This window comes from Citrobacter sp. Marseille-Q5395, from assembly GCF_947057495.1.
Lineage (GTDB): Bacteria > Pseudomonadota > Gammaproteobacteria > Enterobacterales > Enterobacteriaceae > Citrobacter > Citrobacter murliniae.
On sequence record NZ_CAMSEL010000006.1, the window covers coordinates 236,969 to 252,338 of the forward strand.

10 protein-coding genes are annotated in these 15,370 nt (G+C 52.6%); 7 read left to right on the forward strand and 3 right to left on the reverse strand.

Annotated features, from left to right (window positions below):
* The first annotated feature begins 106 nt into the window (after nt 1-106).
* The 3 genes from aceE (at nt 107) to lpdA (ending at nt 6,274) form a co-directional block, all read left to right on the forward strand.
* Complete coding sequence (gene aceE / locus OH663_RS09335; protein WP_045439866.1) at nt 107-2,770, forward strand: pyruvate dehydrogenase (acetyl-transferring), homodimeric type; 2,664 nt, start codon at nt 107-109, stop codon at nt 2,768-2,770.
* Nucleotides 2,771-2,784: 14 nt separating this feature from the next.
* Nucleotides 2,785-4,674 carry a pyruvate dehydrogenase complex dihydrolipoyllysine-residue acetyltransferase gene (gene aceF, locus OH663_RS09340; protein ID WP_200011468.1) on the forward strand — a complete coding sequence of 630 codons (1,890 nt, stop codon included), beginning with the start codon at nt 2,785-2,787 and terminating at the stop codon, nt 4,672-4,674.
* A gap of 175 nt (nt 4,675-4,849) precedes the next feature.
* Nucleotides 4,850-6,274, forward strand: coding sequence for a dihydrolipoyl dehydrogenase (lpdA, locus tag OH663_RS09345; protein WP_045439872.1), 1,425 nt, complete (start codon nt 4,850-4,852; stop codon nt 6,272-6,274).
* Between the two features lie 106 nt (nt 6,275-6,380).
* Here lpdA and OH663_RS09350 read toward each other — a convergent pair whose 3' ends face one another.
* Complete coding sequence (locus tag OH663_RS09350; RefSeq protein ID WP_200011469.1) at nt 6,381-7,175, reverse strand: DUF2950 family protein; 795 nt, start codon at nt 7,173-7,175, stop codon at nt 6,381-6,383.
* A gap of 10 nt (nt 7,176-7,185) precedes the next feature.
* Entirely contained in the window at nt 7,186-8,781 is a 1,596-nt protein-coding gene (locus OH663_RS09355; protein ID WP_200011470.1) for a DUF3300 domain-containing protein, read from the reverse strand.
* Nucleotides 8,782-9,213: 432 nt separating this feature from the next.
* On the opposite strand from OH663_RS09355, the gene acnB reads away from it, so the two are divergent.
* Together acnB and yacL are read left to right on the forward strand one after the other, a co-directional pair.
* Nucleotides 9,214-11,811 (forward strand): bifunctional aconitate hydratase 2/2-methylisocitrate dehydratase, encoded by a 2,598-nt coding sequence (gene acnB / locus OH663_RS09360; protein ID WP_048222044.1) that lies wholly within the window; start codon nt 9,214-9,216, stop codon nt 11,809-11,811.
* Nucleotides 11,812-11,997: 186 nt separating this feature from the next.
* A complete protein-coding gene (gene yacL, locus OH663_RS09365) occupies nt 11,998-12,363 on the forward strand; it encodes a protein YacL (RefSeq protein WP_045439883.1) in 366 nt (121 codons plus the stop codon).
* A gap of 61 nt (nt 12,364-12,424) precedes the next feature.
* On the opposite strand, the gene OH663_RS09370 is transcribed toward yacL, so the two are convergent.
* Entirely contained in the window at nt 12,425-12,772 is a 348-nt protein-coding gene (locus tag OH663_RS09370) for a YacC family pilotin-like protein (protein ID WP_000846617.1), read from the reverse strand.
* A 153-nt stretch (nt 12,773-12,925) separates the two neighbouring features.
* Here OH663_RS09370 and cueO point away from each other — a divergent pair, with 153 nt between their 5' ends.
* On the forward strand, nt 12,926-14,506 hold the full coding sequence (cueO, locus tag OH663_RS09375) for a multicopper oxidase CueO (protein WP_200011471.1): 1,581 nt from the start codon (nt 12,926-12,928) through the stop codon (nt 14,504-14,506).
* A gap of 236 nt (nt 14,507-14,742) precedes the next feature.
* Entirely contained in the window at nt 14,743-15,279 is a 537-nt protein-coding gene (gene hpt / locus OH663_RS09380; RefSeq protein ID WP_003018658.1) for a hypoxanthine phosphoribosyltransferase, read from the forward strand.
* Nucleotides 15,280-15,370: the final 91 nt, after the last annotated feature.

Consider the following 15,370-nt stretch of genomic DNA (forward strand, 5'->3'; position numbering starts at 1 on the left):
CGCGGCAACTAAACGCAGAACCTGTCTTATTGTGCTCTTGCGAGCAAGAACACAATGGGACAGGTTCCAGATAACTCAACGTACTAGATAGATAAGGAATACCCCCATGTCAGAACGTTTCCCAAATGACGTGGATCCGATCGAAACTCGCGACTGGCTACAGGCGATCGAATCGGTCATCCGTGAAGAAGGTGTTGAGCGTGCTCAGTATCTGATCGACCAACTGCTTTCAGAAGCCCGCAAAGGCGGCGTGAAAGTAGCGGCAGGTGCAGGGGCCAGCAATTATATAAACACTATTGCCGTTGAAGATGAACCGGAATACCCGGGCAATCTGGAGCTGGAGCGTCGTATTCGTTCTGCTATCCGCTGGAACGCCATCATGACCGTACTGCGTGCGTCTAAAAAGGACCTCGAGCTGGGTGGCCACATGGCATCCTTCCAGTCCTCCGCAACGGTATATGATGTTTGCTTCAACCATTTCTTCCGTGCACGCAACGAGCAGGATGGCGGCGACCTGATTTACTTCCAGGGCCACATCTCTCCGGGCATCTATGCACGCGCATTCCTGGAAGGTCGTCTGACTGAAGAGCAGATGAACAACTTCCGTCAGGAAGTTCATGGCAAAGGCCTGTCTTCCTACCCGCACCCGAAACTGATGCCAGAATTCTGGCAGTTCCCGACCGTTTCTATGGGTCTGGGTCCAATCGGTGCTATCTACCAGGCTAAATTCCTGAAGTATCTGGAACACCGTGGTCTGAAAGATACCTCTAAACAAACCGTTTACGCCTTCCTGGGCGACGGCGAGATGGATGAGCCAGAATCTAAAGGTGCGATCACCATCGCGACCCGTGAAAAACTGGACAACCTGGTCTTTGTTATCAACTGTAACCTGCAGCGTCTTGACGGCCCGGTCACCGGTAACGGCAAGATTGTTAACGAACTGGAAGGCATCTTCGCGGGCGCTGGCTGGAACGTGATCAAAGTCATGTGGGGCGGTCGTTGGGATGAGCTGCTGCGTAAAGACACCAGCGGTAAACTGATCCAGCTGATGAACGAAACCGTTGATGGCGACTACCAGACCTTCAAATCCAAAGATGGCGCTTACGTTCGTGAGCACTTCTTCGGTAAATACCCGGAAACCGCAGCACTGGTTGCTGACTGGACTGACGAGCAGATTTGGGCTCTGAACCGTGGTGGTCACGATCCGAAGAAAGTCTACGCAGCACTGAAAAAAGCGCAGGAAACCAAAGGCAAAGCAACTGTAATCCTCGCCCATACCATCAAAGGTTACGGCATGGGTGACACCGCTGAAGGTAAAAACATCGCGCACCAGGTTAAGAAAATGAACATGGACGGCGTGCGTTACATCCGCGACCGTTTCAACGTTCCTGTAACCGATGAGCAGGTTGAAAACCTGTCTTACATTACCTTCCCGGAAGGTTCTGAAGAGCATACCTATCTGCACGCTCAGCGTCAGAAACTGCACGGTTACCTGCCGGCTCGTCAGCCGAACTTCACCGAGAAACTGGAGCTGCCGGCTCTGGAAGACTTCGGTGCGCTGCTGGAAGAGCAGAACAAAGAAATCTCCACCACTATCGCTTTCGTTCGTGCCCTGAACGTGATGCTGAAGAACAAGTCGATCAAAGATCGTCTGGTGCCGATCATCGCCGACGAAGCACGTACTTTCGGTATGGAAGGTCTGTTCCGCCAGATCGGTATCTACAGCCCGAACGGCCAGCAGTACACTCCGCAGGACCGTGAGCAGGTTGCTTACTACAAAGAAGACGAGAAAGGTCAGATCCTGCAGGAAGGTATCAACGAACTGGGTGCTGGCGCGTCCTGGTTGGCTGCTGCGACCTCTTACAGCACCAACGATCTGCCGATGATCCCGTTCTACATTTACTACTCCATGTTCGGGTTCCAGCGTATCGGCGACCTGTGCTGGCAGGCGGGCGATCAGCAGGCGCGCGGCTTCCTGATCGGTGGTACTTCCGGTCGTACAACGCTGAACGGTGAAGGTCTACAGCACGAAGATGGTCACAGCCATATTCAGTCTCTGACTATCCCGAACTGTATCTCTTACGATCCGTCTTACGCGTACGAAGTTGCAGTCATCATGCATGATGGTCTGGAGCGCATGTACGGCGAGAAACAAGAGAACGTTTACTACTACATCACCACGCTGAACGAAAACTACCACATGCCGGCAATGCCAGCAGGTGCCGAGGAAGGTATCCGTAAAGGTATCTACAAACTCGAAACCCTCGAAGGTAGCAAAGGTAAAGTTCAGCTGCTGGGCTCCGGTTCTATTCTGCGTCACGTACGTGAAGCCGCGCAGATCCTGGCGAACGACTACGGCGTAGGTTCTGACGTGTATAGCGTCACGTCCTTCACTGAACTGGCGCGTGATGGCCAGGATTGTGAGCGCTGGAACATGCTGCATCCGCTGGAAACCCCACGCGTTCCGTACATTGCTCAGGTGATGAACGACGCGCCGGCTGTAGCATCTACTGACTATATGAAACTGTTTGCCGAACAGGTTCGTACTTACGTACCGGCTGATGATTACCGTGTACTGGGTACTGACGGCTTCGGTCGCTCTGACAGCCGTGAAAACCTGCGTCACCACTTCGAAGTTGACGCTTCTTATGTGGTTGTAGCGGCACTGGGCGAACTGGCTAAACGTGGCGAAATCGATAAGAAAGTGGTTGCTGACGCTATCACTAAATTCAATATCGATGCAGATAAAGTTAACCCGCGTCTGGCGTAAGAGGTAAAAGAATAATGGCTATCGAAATCAATGTACCGGACATCGGGGCTGATGAAGTTGAAATCACCGAGATCCTGGTCAAAGTGGGCGACAAAGTTGAAGCTGAACAGTCGCTGATCACCGTAGAAGGCGACAAAGCCTCTATGGAAGTTCCGTCCCCTCAGGCGGGTATCGTTAAAGAGATTAAAGTCTCTGTTGGCGATAAAACTGAGACCGGCAAACTGATCATGATTTTCGATTCCGCCGACGGTGCAGCAGCAGCTGCACCTGCTCCGGCAGAAGAGAAGAAAGAAGCCGCTCCTGCAGCTGCTCCTGCTGCTGCGGCAGCGAAAGATGTACACGTACCGGACATCGGCGGTGACGAAGTTGAAGTCACTGAGATCATGGTCAAAGTGGGCGACACCGTTGCGGCTGAACAGTCTCTGATTACTGTAGAAGGCGACAAAGCCTCTATGGAAGTCCCGGCACCGTTCGCGGGCACCGTGAAAGAGATCAAAATCAGCACTGGCGACAAAGTGTCTACCGGCTCCCTGATCATGGTCTTTGAAGTAGCAGGCAGCGCGCCTGCAGCTGCTCCGGCTCAGGCTGCTGCACCAGCCGCAGCGGCGGCTCCGGCTGCCACGGGTTCTAAAGAAGTTAATGTACCGGACATCGGCGGTGACGAAGTTGAAGTGACCGAAGTGATGGTGAAAGTGGGCGATAAAATTGCCGCTGAGCAGTCACTGATCACCGTTGAAGGTGACAAAGCGTCTATGGAAGTGCCGGCTCCGTTCGCGGGTACCGTTAAAGAAATCAAAATCAGTACTGGCGACAAAGTGAAAACCGGTTCTCTGATTATGATCTTCGAAGTAGAAGGCGCAGCACCAACTGCCGCTCCGGCACAAGCCGCGGCCCCGGCTCCGACCGCAGCACCTGCACAGGCTGCTGCACCTGCTCCGGCGGCGAAAGCTGAAGGTAAATCTGACTTCGCAGAAAACGATGCTTACGTCCACGCGACTCCGCTGATTCGTCGCCTGGCGCGCGAATTTGGTGTGAACCTGGCGAAAGTGAAAGGGACGGGCCGTAAAGGTCGTATCCTGCGCGAAGACGTTCAGGCTTACGTGAAAGATGCGGTTAAACGCGCTGAATCTGCACCGGCAGCTGCGGCTGGCGGCGGTATTCCGGGCATGCTGCCTTGGCCGAAAGTGGACTTCAGCAAGTTTGGTGAAATCGAGGAAGTGGAACTGGGCCGTATCCAGAAAATCTCTGGTGCTAACCTGAGCCGTAACTGGGTGATGATCCCGCATGTTACTCACTTCGACAAAACCGATATCACTGACCTGGAAGCGTTCCGTAAACAGCAGAATGCCGAAGCTGAGAAACGTAAACTGGACGTGAAATTCACCCCGGTTGTCTTCATCATGAAAGCCGTTGCCGCTGCTCTTGAGCAGATGCCACGCTTTAACAGCTCCCTGTCCGAAGATGGCCAGAAGCTGACGCTGAAGAAATACATCAACATCGGTGTTGCGGTTGATACCCCGAATGGTCTGGTCGTTCCGGTCTTTAAAGACGTGAACAAGAAGAGCATTACCGAGCTGTCTCGTGAACTGACTACGATCTCCAAGAAAGCGCGTGATGGTAAGCTGACTGCTGGCGAAATGCAGGGCGGTTGCTTCACTATCTCCAGCATCGGCGGCCTGGGTACTACCCATTTCGCACCGATTGTGAACGCGCCTGAAGTGGCTATTCTCGGCGTGTCCAAGTCTGCTATTGAACCGGTGTGGAACGGTAAAGAGTTTACTCCGCGTCTGATGATGCCGATTTCACTCTCCTTCGACCACCGCGTGATTGACGGTGCTGATGGTGCTCGCTTTATCACCATCATCAACAACACGCTGTCTGACATTCGCCGTCTGGTGATGTAAGCGAAAAAGCCGGCCCGACGGCCGGCTTTTTTCTGGTAATCTCATGAAGTCAGTGAGGTTATTGTGCGAAAGACAAATCGGTTGCCGTTTGTTGTTTCAAAATTGTTAACAATTTTGTAAAATACTGGCGGATAGAACGACCCGGTGGACGACGGGTATAAATTAAGAGGTCATGATGAGCACTGAAATCAAAACTCAGGTCGTGGTACTTGGGGCAGGCCCTGCAGGTTACTCTGCTGCCTTCCGTTGCGCAGATTTAGGTCTGGAGACCGTCATCGTAGAACGTTACAGCACCCTCGGTGGTGTTTGTCTGAACGTCGGCTGTATCCCTTCTAAAGCACTGTTGCACGTAGCAAAAGTTATCGAAGAAGCCAAAGCACTGGCAGAGCACGGTATTGTTTTCGGCGAGCCGAAAACCGATATCGACAAGATTCGTACCTGGAAAGAAAAAGTTATCACCCAACTGACTGGCGGGCTGGCTGGTATGGCCAAAGGCCGTAAAGTGAAAGTGGTAAACGGTCTGGGTAAATTTACCGGGGCGAACACCCTGGAAGTTGAAGGCGAAAACGGCAAAACCGTGATCAACTTCGACAACGCGATCATCGCGGCGGGTTCCCGTCCGATCGAACTGCCGTTTATTCCGCATGAAGATCCGCGCGTGTGGGATTCCACCGACGCGCTGGAGCTGAAAACCGTACCAAAACGCCTGCTGGTTATGGGTGGCGGTATCATCGGTCTGGAAATGGGTACTGTGTACCATGCGCTGGGTTCAGAGATCGACGTGGTTGAAATGTTTGACCAGGTTATCCCGGCTGCCGATAAAGACGTGGTTAAAGTCTTCACCAAACGTATCAGCAAGAAATTCAACCTGATGCTGGAAACCAAAGTGACTGCCGTTGAAGCAAAAGCAGACGGTATTTACGTTTCCATGGAAGGCAAAAAAGCGCCGGCAGAAGCACAGCGTTATGACGCCGTGCTGGTGGCTATCGGTCGTGTGCCGAACGGTAAGAACCTCGACGCTGGTAAAGCTGGCGTGGAAGTTGATGACCGTGGCTTCATCCGTGTTGACAAACAACTGCGTACCAACGTACCGCACATCTTTGCAATCGGCGATATCGTCGGTCAGCCGATGCTGGCGCACAAAGGTGTTCACGAAGGTCACGTTGCTGCTGAAGTTATCGCCGGTAAGAAACACTACTTCGATCCGAAAGTTATCCCATCCATTGCGTACACTGAACCAGAAGTTGCATGGGTTGGCCTGACTGAGAAAGAAGCGAAAGAAAAAGGCATCAGCTATGAAACCGCCACCTTCCCGTGGGCTGCTTCTGGCCGTGCTATCGCTTCCGACTGCGCAGACGGTATGACCAAACTGATTTTCGACAAAGAATCTCACCGTGTTATCGGTGGCGCGATTGTCGGCACCAACGGCGGCGAGCTGCTGGGTGAAATCGGTCTGGCGATCGAAATGGGCTGTGATGCTGAAGATATCGCGCTGACCATCCACGCGCACCCGACTCTGCACGAGTCTGTGGGCCTGGCGGCAGAAGTGTTCGAAGGTAGCATTACCGACCTGCCGAACCCGAAAGCGAAGAAAAAATAATCTTCCCACTTTTGTGAAAACGCCTCTTCGGAGGCGTTTTTTTTGCCTGAAGCATAACAGCAACTAATCTGACGCTTTAGATCCGTATAGCCAAAGTGCTGGAGACTCAGGGCGCTACAGGTTGCCAGGATTTATCAGGGCTGTATTCGGTCATTGCCTGCGCTTTCTGCTGGGATGTTGCGCCAAGATTGGCCTGATAAACCGTATCATCCCCACTAATAATAAAGCTCATTACACCGGTATGGCTGTAACTGATGGGCCAGGCAATCATCGCAAAACCACTGGCTTTGTCGGGAAGTATGCGGAAATGATAACCGTGATAACCCGTACCTGGTTCCTGTGGACTGAAGGCGGGTCCCAGAGGGCTGGGTGCTTCACCGGGGGCTACCGGCCAATAAAGACCGTCCTTTTTGCCATCTGAGCTGACAATTTTCTTGGCATATTTCTGGTTCATCGCAAAATAGCTTTGCTGCGCATCAACATACGCGTGAAGTGCTTCAATCGCGGCAAGCTCGTTGCGACCGATCTCGCGGGTCTGGATCTCTTCGGCAGCTTCCTGCATATCAAATTGCCATCCATCGGCAGTTTTGATCACCGGGATTGGGAGCTGCCAGTCACTGTCTCCGACGATCAGATGTGCCATATCACCGTTGATGACGGTGTCATGTTTCACTTTCCAGTCGCGCAGGAAGCGATCAACGGCATCAGGATCCACACCTTCCGGCGGCAGAAAGTCGCGCCAGTTCTCCCCAAGCAGGTTGCTCATGGCTCCTTCATTTTGCTCGCTGATGGCATTCACCAGAGCATCGGTTGCCTGAGCTGGTGTGCTGAATTGTTGTTGCGCCATCGCGACGGACGAAACCATGAACAGCACTATCCCACTGAGTAATTGTATTTTCATGTCGGCTCCCTTAACGATGACGGAATTCACGGTGTTCAGTACGCCCGGCTGGTGCCTGGCGCGATGCCTGGTTGCGGGATATTTGCCGGCTCTGGGCGCCTCGCTGTTGCTGTGCCTGCCAACTTCCTGAACGGCTATCATTGCCGCTTAACGCATTGGCGCGTGGCTGGCTGGTTCGTTGTTGCATATTTCGCTGTTGATGACCGCGTTGTTGCGCCGTTTGCGAAACCCGTTTTTCCTGTCTCTGCGGTGTTGCCTGGCGGTTCTCTCGCTGTTGTGAGGATGTCCGCTTCGCGGTTTGCGGTTTTGTGTCGTAACCACGATAGTTATTACGCTGGGAAATCTGCTTCAACTGTTGGTTTGAAGCCAGGCGCTGTGCATCTTTAGTCCCCGGACGCGTTGTTTGAGGGAATGTTTTCCCCGTCGATTTCTCCATTTGGGACATGGCCGCCTGACGCTGGCTATCACGGTTGACTGGTTTTTGCTGTGTAGCACTGAGCCCGGTCGCTGAGTTGGTGGAGTGGAAACGGTTATTGAGCTGGTTATTAGGGTACGGTACACCTTCACGATAGGCCGGATTATGCTGCCAGGTGCGGTTGGCATCAGTCAGACGCTGCCCACTGATTTTATTGAAGTTATCAACGTTGATATTGATGTTGTTATCACCGTTGCGGTTATAACTGCCATGGTGGTTGTAATCATTATCGTGGTGGTGATCCCAGTCGTCGTCATCATCATCCCAGTCGATGTTGCTGAAGATTGCATAGGTTGTCGCCACACCGAGGCTGAAGCCCAGACCGTTAACAAAGCTGTTGCCAAATTGCTCGCCGGGTGATGGCGGTAAATAGGTCGGCGGATAGGCGGTGTTTGGCCAGGTCCCGTAAACTGTGTTTGGGTTATAGGTGGGGACGTAAACCACCTGTGGGTCGGCAGACTCAATCTTGATAACCGTCGGGCTGGTCGTGGTAGTCGTGGTAGTCGTGGTACTTATTGTCGACTCGCTGCTGGTGGTTTTAGCGGGTGCCGGTTTTGTCACGGTGGTGACAGTCTGCTGCGGCGTTGATTGTAATGCACCAGTTTGCTGCGCCAGTAAGCGCAGGCGTTGAACAGAATCCATGACGTCTTTTGGTTGCGCGAGGAAAGCATCGCCCAGATTTTGTACCCACGGCGGATTTTCTCCCAGCAGCGACATCAACTGAGGAAACGCGACCAGCGATTTCACGCTAGGATCCCACGGTTGTCCGGCTACGGCCTGAATAGCGGCATCACCCTGCATTTTGGGATTGTCTTTCGACCATTGCGCAGCCTGAATAACGTTGGCCGGGTAGGTTGAGGCCATCAATATTTGCGACAACAACGCATCGGGATAGAGCGCAATTGGCGCAACCCACTGATCGATTTGCGCGGCGGAGTATGTTGGCGTTACGGTCGGTGCAGGTTGATCGGCTGGTGCGGCTGCGGGGGCCGCTGCGGCAGGGGCTTGCTCGACAGGCGCAGGAGCTGCAGGTTCCGTTGTGCGACTTTTGACGAGCATTACGCCTGAGGCGGCAAACAGCCCGGCACTGCACAAAAGGACGAGCAGGTGTGGCTTAATGGGCAACTTCATAAAATGACTCCAACGAGACAAGCGTTGTGCCGTGAGGCGTTCTTGTTGCCGCGAGTATCAATCACCCGTGTTTTACAGTTTTGACTTTTATTGGGAAACCGCCCGTAGTGTCCGGATAAAGAGTGTGAACATTTATTACACAATTATATCTGATGGTTGAAAAGCCGCTGTAATATTCGGAAGGTCACTCTTGCAAGTTACGGCTGCACAGCGTTTTTTGTGCTCGAATTTTGCCCTTTCTTTCCGCTATACCATTCTTAACGATTCAGCCAATTTTTTATGTTACTTTTTTGTAAACAGATTAACACTTAATGAAAATCCTGTTATTGTGCCCTATGCGGTACCGGGCATTTACCCTACAAACTGCTGTCTCACAGGAGCGTGAAGAGAATCGCCTACCGCATATGACAATGAGAGCGAGGAGATACCGTCGTGCTAGAAGAATACCGTAAGCACGTAGCTGAGCGTGCCGCCCTTGGGATTGTGCCAAAACCTTTAGATGCAACCCAAATGGCCGCACTTGTCGAGCTGCTGAAGACCCCGCCTGTGGGCGAAGAAGAATTCCTGTTAGACCTGTTGATCAACCGCGTTCCTCCTGGCGTAGATGAAGCCGCTTATGTAAAAGCCGGTTTTCTTGCCGCTGTCGCGAAAGGCGACACAACCTCCCCGCTGGTGACACCAGAAAAAGCCATTGAACTGCTGGGTACTATGCAGGGTGGTTACAACATTCATCCGCTGATTGATGCTCTGGATGATGCAAAACTGGCGCCGATTGCCGCCAAAGCCCTCTCTTCAACACTGCTGATGTTCGATAATTTCTATGATGTAGAAGAGAAAGCCAAAGCAGGCAACGAATATGCAAGGCAGGTGATGCAATCCTGGGCTGATGCAGAATGGTTCCTGAATCGGCCTGCACTGGCTGAGAAAATCACCGTTACCGTGTTTAAAGTGACGGGGGAAACCAACACCGATGACCTGTCCCCGGCGCCGGATGCCTGGTCTCGTCCGGATATCCCTCTGCACGCTCTGGCAATGCTGAAAAACGCCCGTGAAGGTATCGAGCCGGATCAGCCGGGCAGCGTTGGCCCGATCAAACAGATCGAAGAGTTGCAGAAAAAAGGTTACCCGCTGGCTTACGTAGGTGATGTTGTCGGCACCGGTTCTTCACGTAAATCTGCAACCAACTCCGTGTTGTGGTTCATGGGCGATGATATTCCTCATGTCCCGAACAAGCGCGGCGGCGGTTTGTGTCTCGGCGGCAAAATTGCGCCCATCTTCTTCAATACCATGGAAGATGCGGGCGCACTGCCAATCGAAGTCGATGTGTCTAACCTGAACATGGGCGATGTGATTGACGTTTACCCGTTCAAAGGTGAAGTGCGTAACCACGCAACAGGTGAACTGCTGGCAAGCTTTGAGCTGAAAACTGAAGTACTGATCGACGAAGTGCGTGCCGGTGGCCGTATTCCGTTGATTATCGGCCGTGGCCTGACAACCAAAGCGCGTGAGGCGCTTGGTCTGCCGCACAGCGACGTATTCCGTCAGGCGAAAGATGTGGCTGAAAGCAGCCGTGGCTTCTCTCTGGCGCAGAAAATGGTTGGTCGCGCTTGTGGCGTGAAAGGTGTCCGTCCGGGCGCGTACTGCGAACCGAAGATGACCTCCGTAGGTTCTCAGGATACCACCGGCCCAATGACCCGTGATGAACTGAAAGATCTGGCGTGTCTGGGCTTTTCTTCAGATCTGGTTATGCAGTCGTTCTGTCATACCGCGGCGTATCCGAAGCCGGTAGACGTGACCACGCACCATACACTGCCTGACTTCATCATGAACCGTGGCGGCGTATCGCTTCGTCCGGGCGATGGTGTTATCCACTCCTGGCTGAACCGCATGCTGCTGCCGGATACCGTGGGTACTGGTGGTGACTCTCATACCCGTTTCCCGATCGGGATCTCCTTCCCGGCAGGCTCTGGCCTGGTAGCGTTTGCTGCTGCGACTGGTGTAATGCCACTGGATATGCCGGAATCCGTTCTGGTGCGTTTCAAAGGCAAAATGCAGCCGGGTATCACCCTGCGCGACCTGGTTCACGCCATTCCGCTGTACGCGATCAAACAGGGTCTGCTGACCGTTGAGAAGAAAGGTAAGAAAAACATCTTCTCTGGTCGCATTCTGGAAATCGAAGGTCTGCCGGATCTGAAAGTTGAACAGGCGTTTGAGCTGACCGATGCCTCTGCTGAGCGTTCCGCTGCGGGCTGTACCATCAAGCTGAACAAAGAGCCGATCATTGAATACCTCAGCTCTAACATCGTTCTGCTGAAGTGGATGATCGCAGAAGGTTACGGCGATCGCCGTACGCTGGAGCGTCGTATTCAGGGTATGGAAAAATGGCTGGCCGATCCGCAACTGCTGGAAGGCGATGCTGACGCCGAATATGCGGCAGTGATCGATATCGATCTGGCTGATATCAAAGAGCCAATCCTGTGCGCGCCGAACGATCCGGACGATGCGCGTCTGCTGTCTGACGTGCAGGGCGAGAAGATCGACGAAGTGTTCATCGGTTCCTGCATGACTAACATCGGTCACTTCCGTGCGGCAGGTAAACTGCTGGATGCGCATAAAGGCCAACTGCCGACGCGCCTGTGGGTGGCTCCGCCAACCCGTATGGATGCCGCGCAATTGACTGAAGAAGGCTACTACAGCGTCTTTGGTAAGAGCGGGGCGCGTATCGAGATCCCTGGCTGTTCACTGTGCATGGGTAACCAGGCGCGTGTGGCTGATGGCGCGACGGTAGTTTCTACCTCTACCCGTAACTTCCCGAACCGTCTGGGTACTGGTGCTAACGTCTTCCTGGCTTCTGCTGAGCTGGCGGCTGTTGCGGCGCTTATTGGTAAACTGCCAACGCCGGAAGAGTACCAGAACTATGTGGCACAGGTGGATAAAACGGCCGTGGATACTTACCGTTATCTGAACTTTGACCAACTTTCTCAGTACACCGAGAAAGCGGATAGCGTGATTTTCCAGACGGCGGTGTAACGCCATAAGTTGCTGCACCTGATTTTTGTGCACAAACTCACCAATGCCCGGTAAACCTTGCGTTATCGGGCATTTTTATTTCCAATCCTTATGCCTGCTCTGCTTTTTTTCTTTCGTTGTGCTGCGATAATTACAGCATAGGCGCAATGCGGTATTGGCGCATTGCCGGGAGTAGAGGAACACATTATGGATTACGAATTTCTGCGCGATATTACCGGAGTGGTAAAAGTGCGTATGTCCATGGGTCACGAAGTTGTGGGGCACTGGTTTAATGAAGAAGTGAAAGAGAACCTGGCCTTACTTGATGAAGTGGAACAGGCGGCACGTGCGGTAAAAGGCAGTGAACGTTCCTGGCAACGGGCAGGGCATGAATACACGCTCTGGCTGGATGGCGAAGAGGTGATGGTGCGCGCCAACCAACTGGAGTTCACGGGCGACGAAATGGAAGAAGGGATGAATTACTACGACGAAGAGAGCTTTTCGCTGTGTGGCGTAGAGGATTTTCTTCAGGTCGTGGCGGCATATCGCGAATTTGTACAGCAGGGGAAATGATTAACGCCAGATGAGTCTTTACCTGCCGGATAAGGCACTTGTGCCGCCATCCGGCTTCACATTATTTAACGTAGGCCAACAGGCTCAGGGAATCTCGTGCCAGCGCTTTGCATTTTTTTGCGACCGGAATACCAATACCGCTCAAATCGCGATAACTGTCTTCACCGAGTGATTTCATATCGAAGGTGTCGTAATTACTGAGGTCCCACTGGTTCTGTTGGGCAAAAAAGACCAGTGCGCGTCGGATCTGCCCGTTGGGCAAATTCTGGTATCCACAGTCATTTTTCAGAAAAACAAAAACTGCCGTTAAATCGGCCATATCTTCGGCTTCGGACTCGCTAAGCGCGTAGCTGTTTGCGCATACGGCCATCAGGCTGCCGAACAACACTGTTCTGAAAAACGTCTTCATTGCTTCTACCACTGCATCACGGAAATTAAACGTTAGCATACTGTGAGCGAAGCGACGACCTTTATTATCAGCCGTTCACTTGACCTTCCCGTAAGGGGAGGGCTTATGCTTAAAAGATAGCCTGCTTAAGCTGCTGAATATAAGGAAGTGATTATGCAACGTCGTGACTTTTTAAAGTACTCCGTGGCGCTGGGCGTCGCGTCAGCGTTACCTCTCTGGAGTCGTACTGTTTTTGCGGCCGACCGTCCCGTGTTGCCTGTTCCAGACCTGTTAACGGCGGATGCCTCTAATCGTATGCAACTGATCGTTAAGGCCGGGCAATCGACCTTCGGCGGTAAAACCGCTACAACCTGGGGATATAACGGTAATTTACTTGGACCTGCGGTGAAACTGCATAAAGGCAAGTCGGTGACCGTTGATATCTATAATCAGTTGGCTGAAGAGACCACATTACACTGGCACGGACTGGAGATACCTGGCGAAGTCGACGGTGGCCCGCAAGGGATTATTCCGGCGGGCGGAAAACGTTCCGTAACCTTCATCCCCGATCAACGGGCAGCAACCTGCTGGTTCCACCCGCACCAACACGGGAAAACGGGCCGTCAGGTGGCGATGGGGCTGGCTGGACTGGTGCTGATTGAAGACGATGACATCCGCAAACTGATGTTGCCGAAGCAGTGGGGAATTGATGATGTTCCGGTGATTATTCAGGACAAACAATTTTCTGCCGACGGACAAGTTAACTATCAACTGGATATGATGACAGCCGCCGTGGGTTGGTTTGGTGATACGCTGCTGACCAATGGTGCAATTTATCCGCAGCATTCCGCGCCGCGTGGGTGGTTACGTCTGCGTTTGCTAAACGGTTGTAACGCTCGCTCGCTTAACGTGGCTGCCAGCGATAATCGCCCTCTGTATGTTATTGCCAGCGATGGTGGACTGTTGGCTGAGCCGGTTAAAGTTACTGAACTTCCTATGCTGATGGGCGAACGCTTTGAAGTGCTGGTGGATATTAGCGACGGTAAAGCCTTCGATCTGCTGACCTTACCCGTGACTCAAATGGGGATGGCTATAGCGCCATTTGATAAGCCGCATCCTGTGATGCGCATTCAGCCGCTCCTTATTACTGCTTCCGGTACGCTGCCGGATACGCTGACGACAATGCCATCACTGCCTTCGCTTGATGGCCTGACTGTGCGCAAACTGCAACTATCAATGGATCCGATGCTCGACATGATGGGAATGCAAATGCTGATGCAGAAGTATGGCGAACAGGCCATGACGGGAATGGGGCATGGGCAGATGATGGGGCATATGGATAACGACGGTATGAACCACGGTAATATGAACCACGGTAATATGGGTAATATGAAACATGGCGGGAAGTTTGATTTCCATAATGCCAACCGGATCAATGGCCAGGCATTTGATATGAATAAACCCATGTTTGCGGCAACGAAAGGTCAGCATGAACGCTGGGTGATTTCCGGGCAAGGGGACATGATGCTGCATCCGTTCCACATTCACGGTACTCAGTTCCGCATTTTGTCCGAGAACGGTAAAGCGCCAGCCGCGCATCGCGCAGGCTGGAAGGACACAGTACGTGTCGAAGGTGGTGTCAGCGAGGTACTGGTGAAGTTTGACCACGACGCGCCAAAAGAACATGCCTACATGGCGCACTGCCATCTGCTGGAGCATGAAGATACTGGTATGATGCTCGGCTTTACTGTGTAACGGCTTCATTGCCGGATGGAATTACCGTCCGGCGATTAACATACCGACAATCCTGCTAACTATCAGAGGAACGCGGCTTCTTTACTGGTATACTTCACCCACTGAATTGTTTGTATGCTGTCGCAAGTTTTGTGGTTAGTGCGAGCCACCGTCTGTCAGTCGGTGTATCAACATAAGCGCTTTCTTTCGATTTGCATGATGTGTTAACTGATAAAAATCAGTGAGTTATATTTTTTATGAAACATACTGTAGAAGTCATGATCCCGGAAGCGGAGATCAAAGCGCGTATTGCTGAACTCGGGCGTCAGATTAACGAACGCTACAAGGACAGCGGCAGTGACATGGTGCTGGTCGGGCTGTTACGTGGCTCGTTTATGTTTATGGCAGATCTGTGCCGTGAAGTGCATGTCTCCCACGAAGTCGATTTCATGACCGCCTCCAGCTACGGCAGCGGCATGTCAACCACGCGTGATGTTAAAATCCTGAAAGACCTGGATGAAGATATTCGTGGTAAGGATGTGCTGATTGTCGAAGACATTATCGACTCCGGCAACACGCTGTCAAAAGTGCGTGAAATCCTTAGTCTGCGCGAGCCGAAATCGCTGGCGATCTGTACGCTGTTGGACAAACCTTCCCGTCGAGAAGTGAATGTCCCGGTTGAGTTTATCGGATTCTCTATCCCGGATGAGTTCGTTGTCGGCTACGGCATTGACTATGCCCAGCGTTATCGCCACCTGCCATATGTTGGCAAAGTCGTGCTGCTGGACGAGTAATTCTGTGCGAGCGCCTGATGGCGCTCTGCTTATCCGGTCTACAGGTATGTACCTCGTAGGCCGGATAAGATGGAGTCGCCGCCCGGCAATA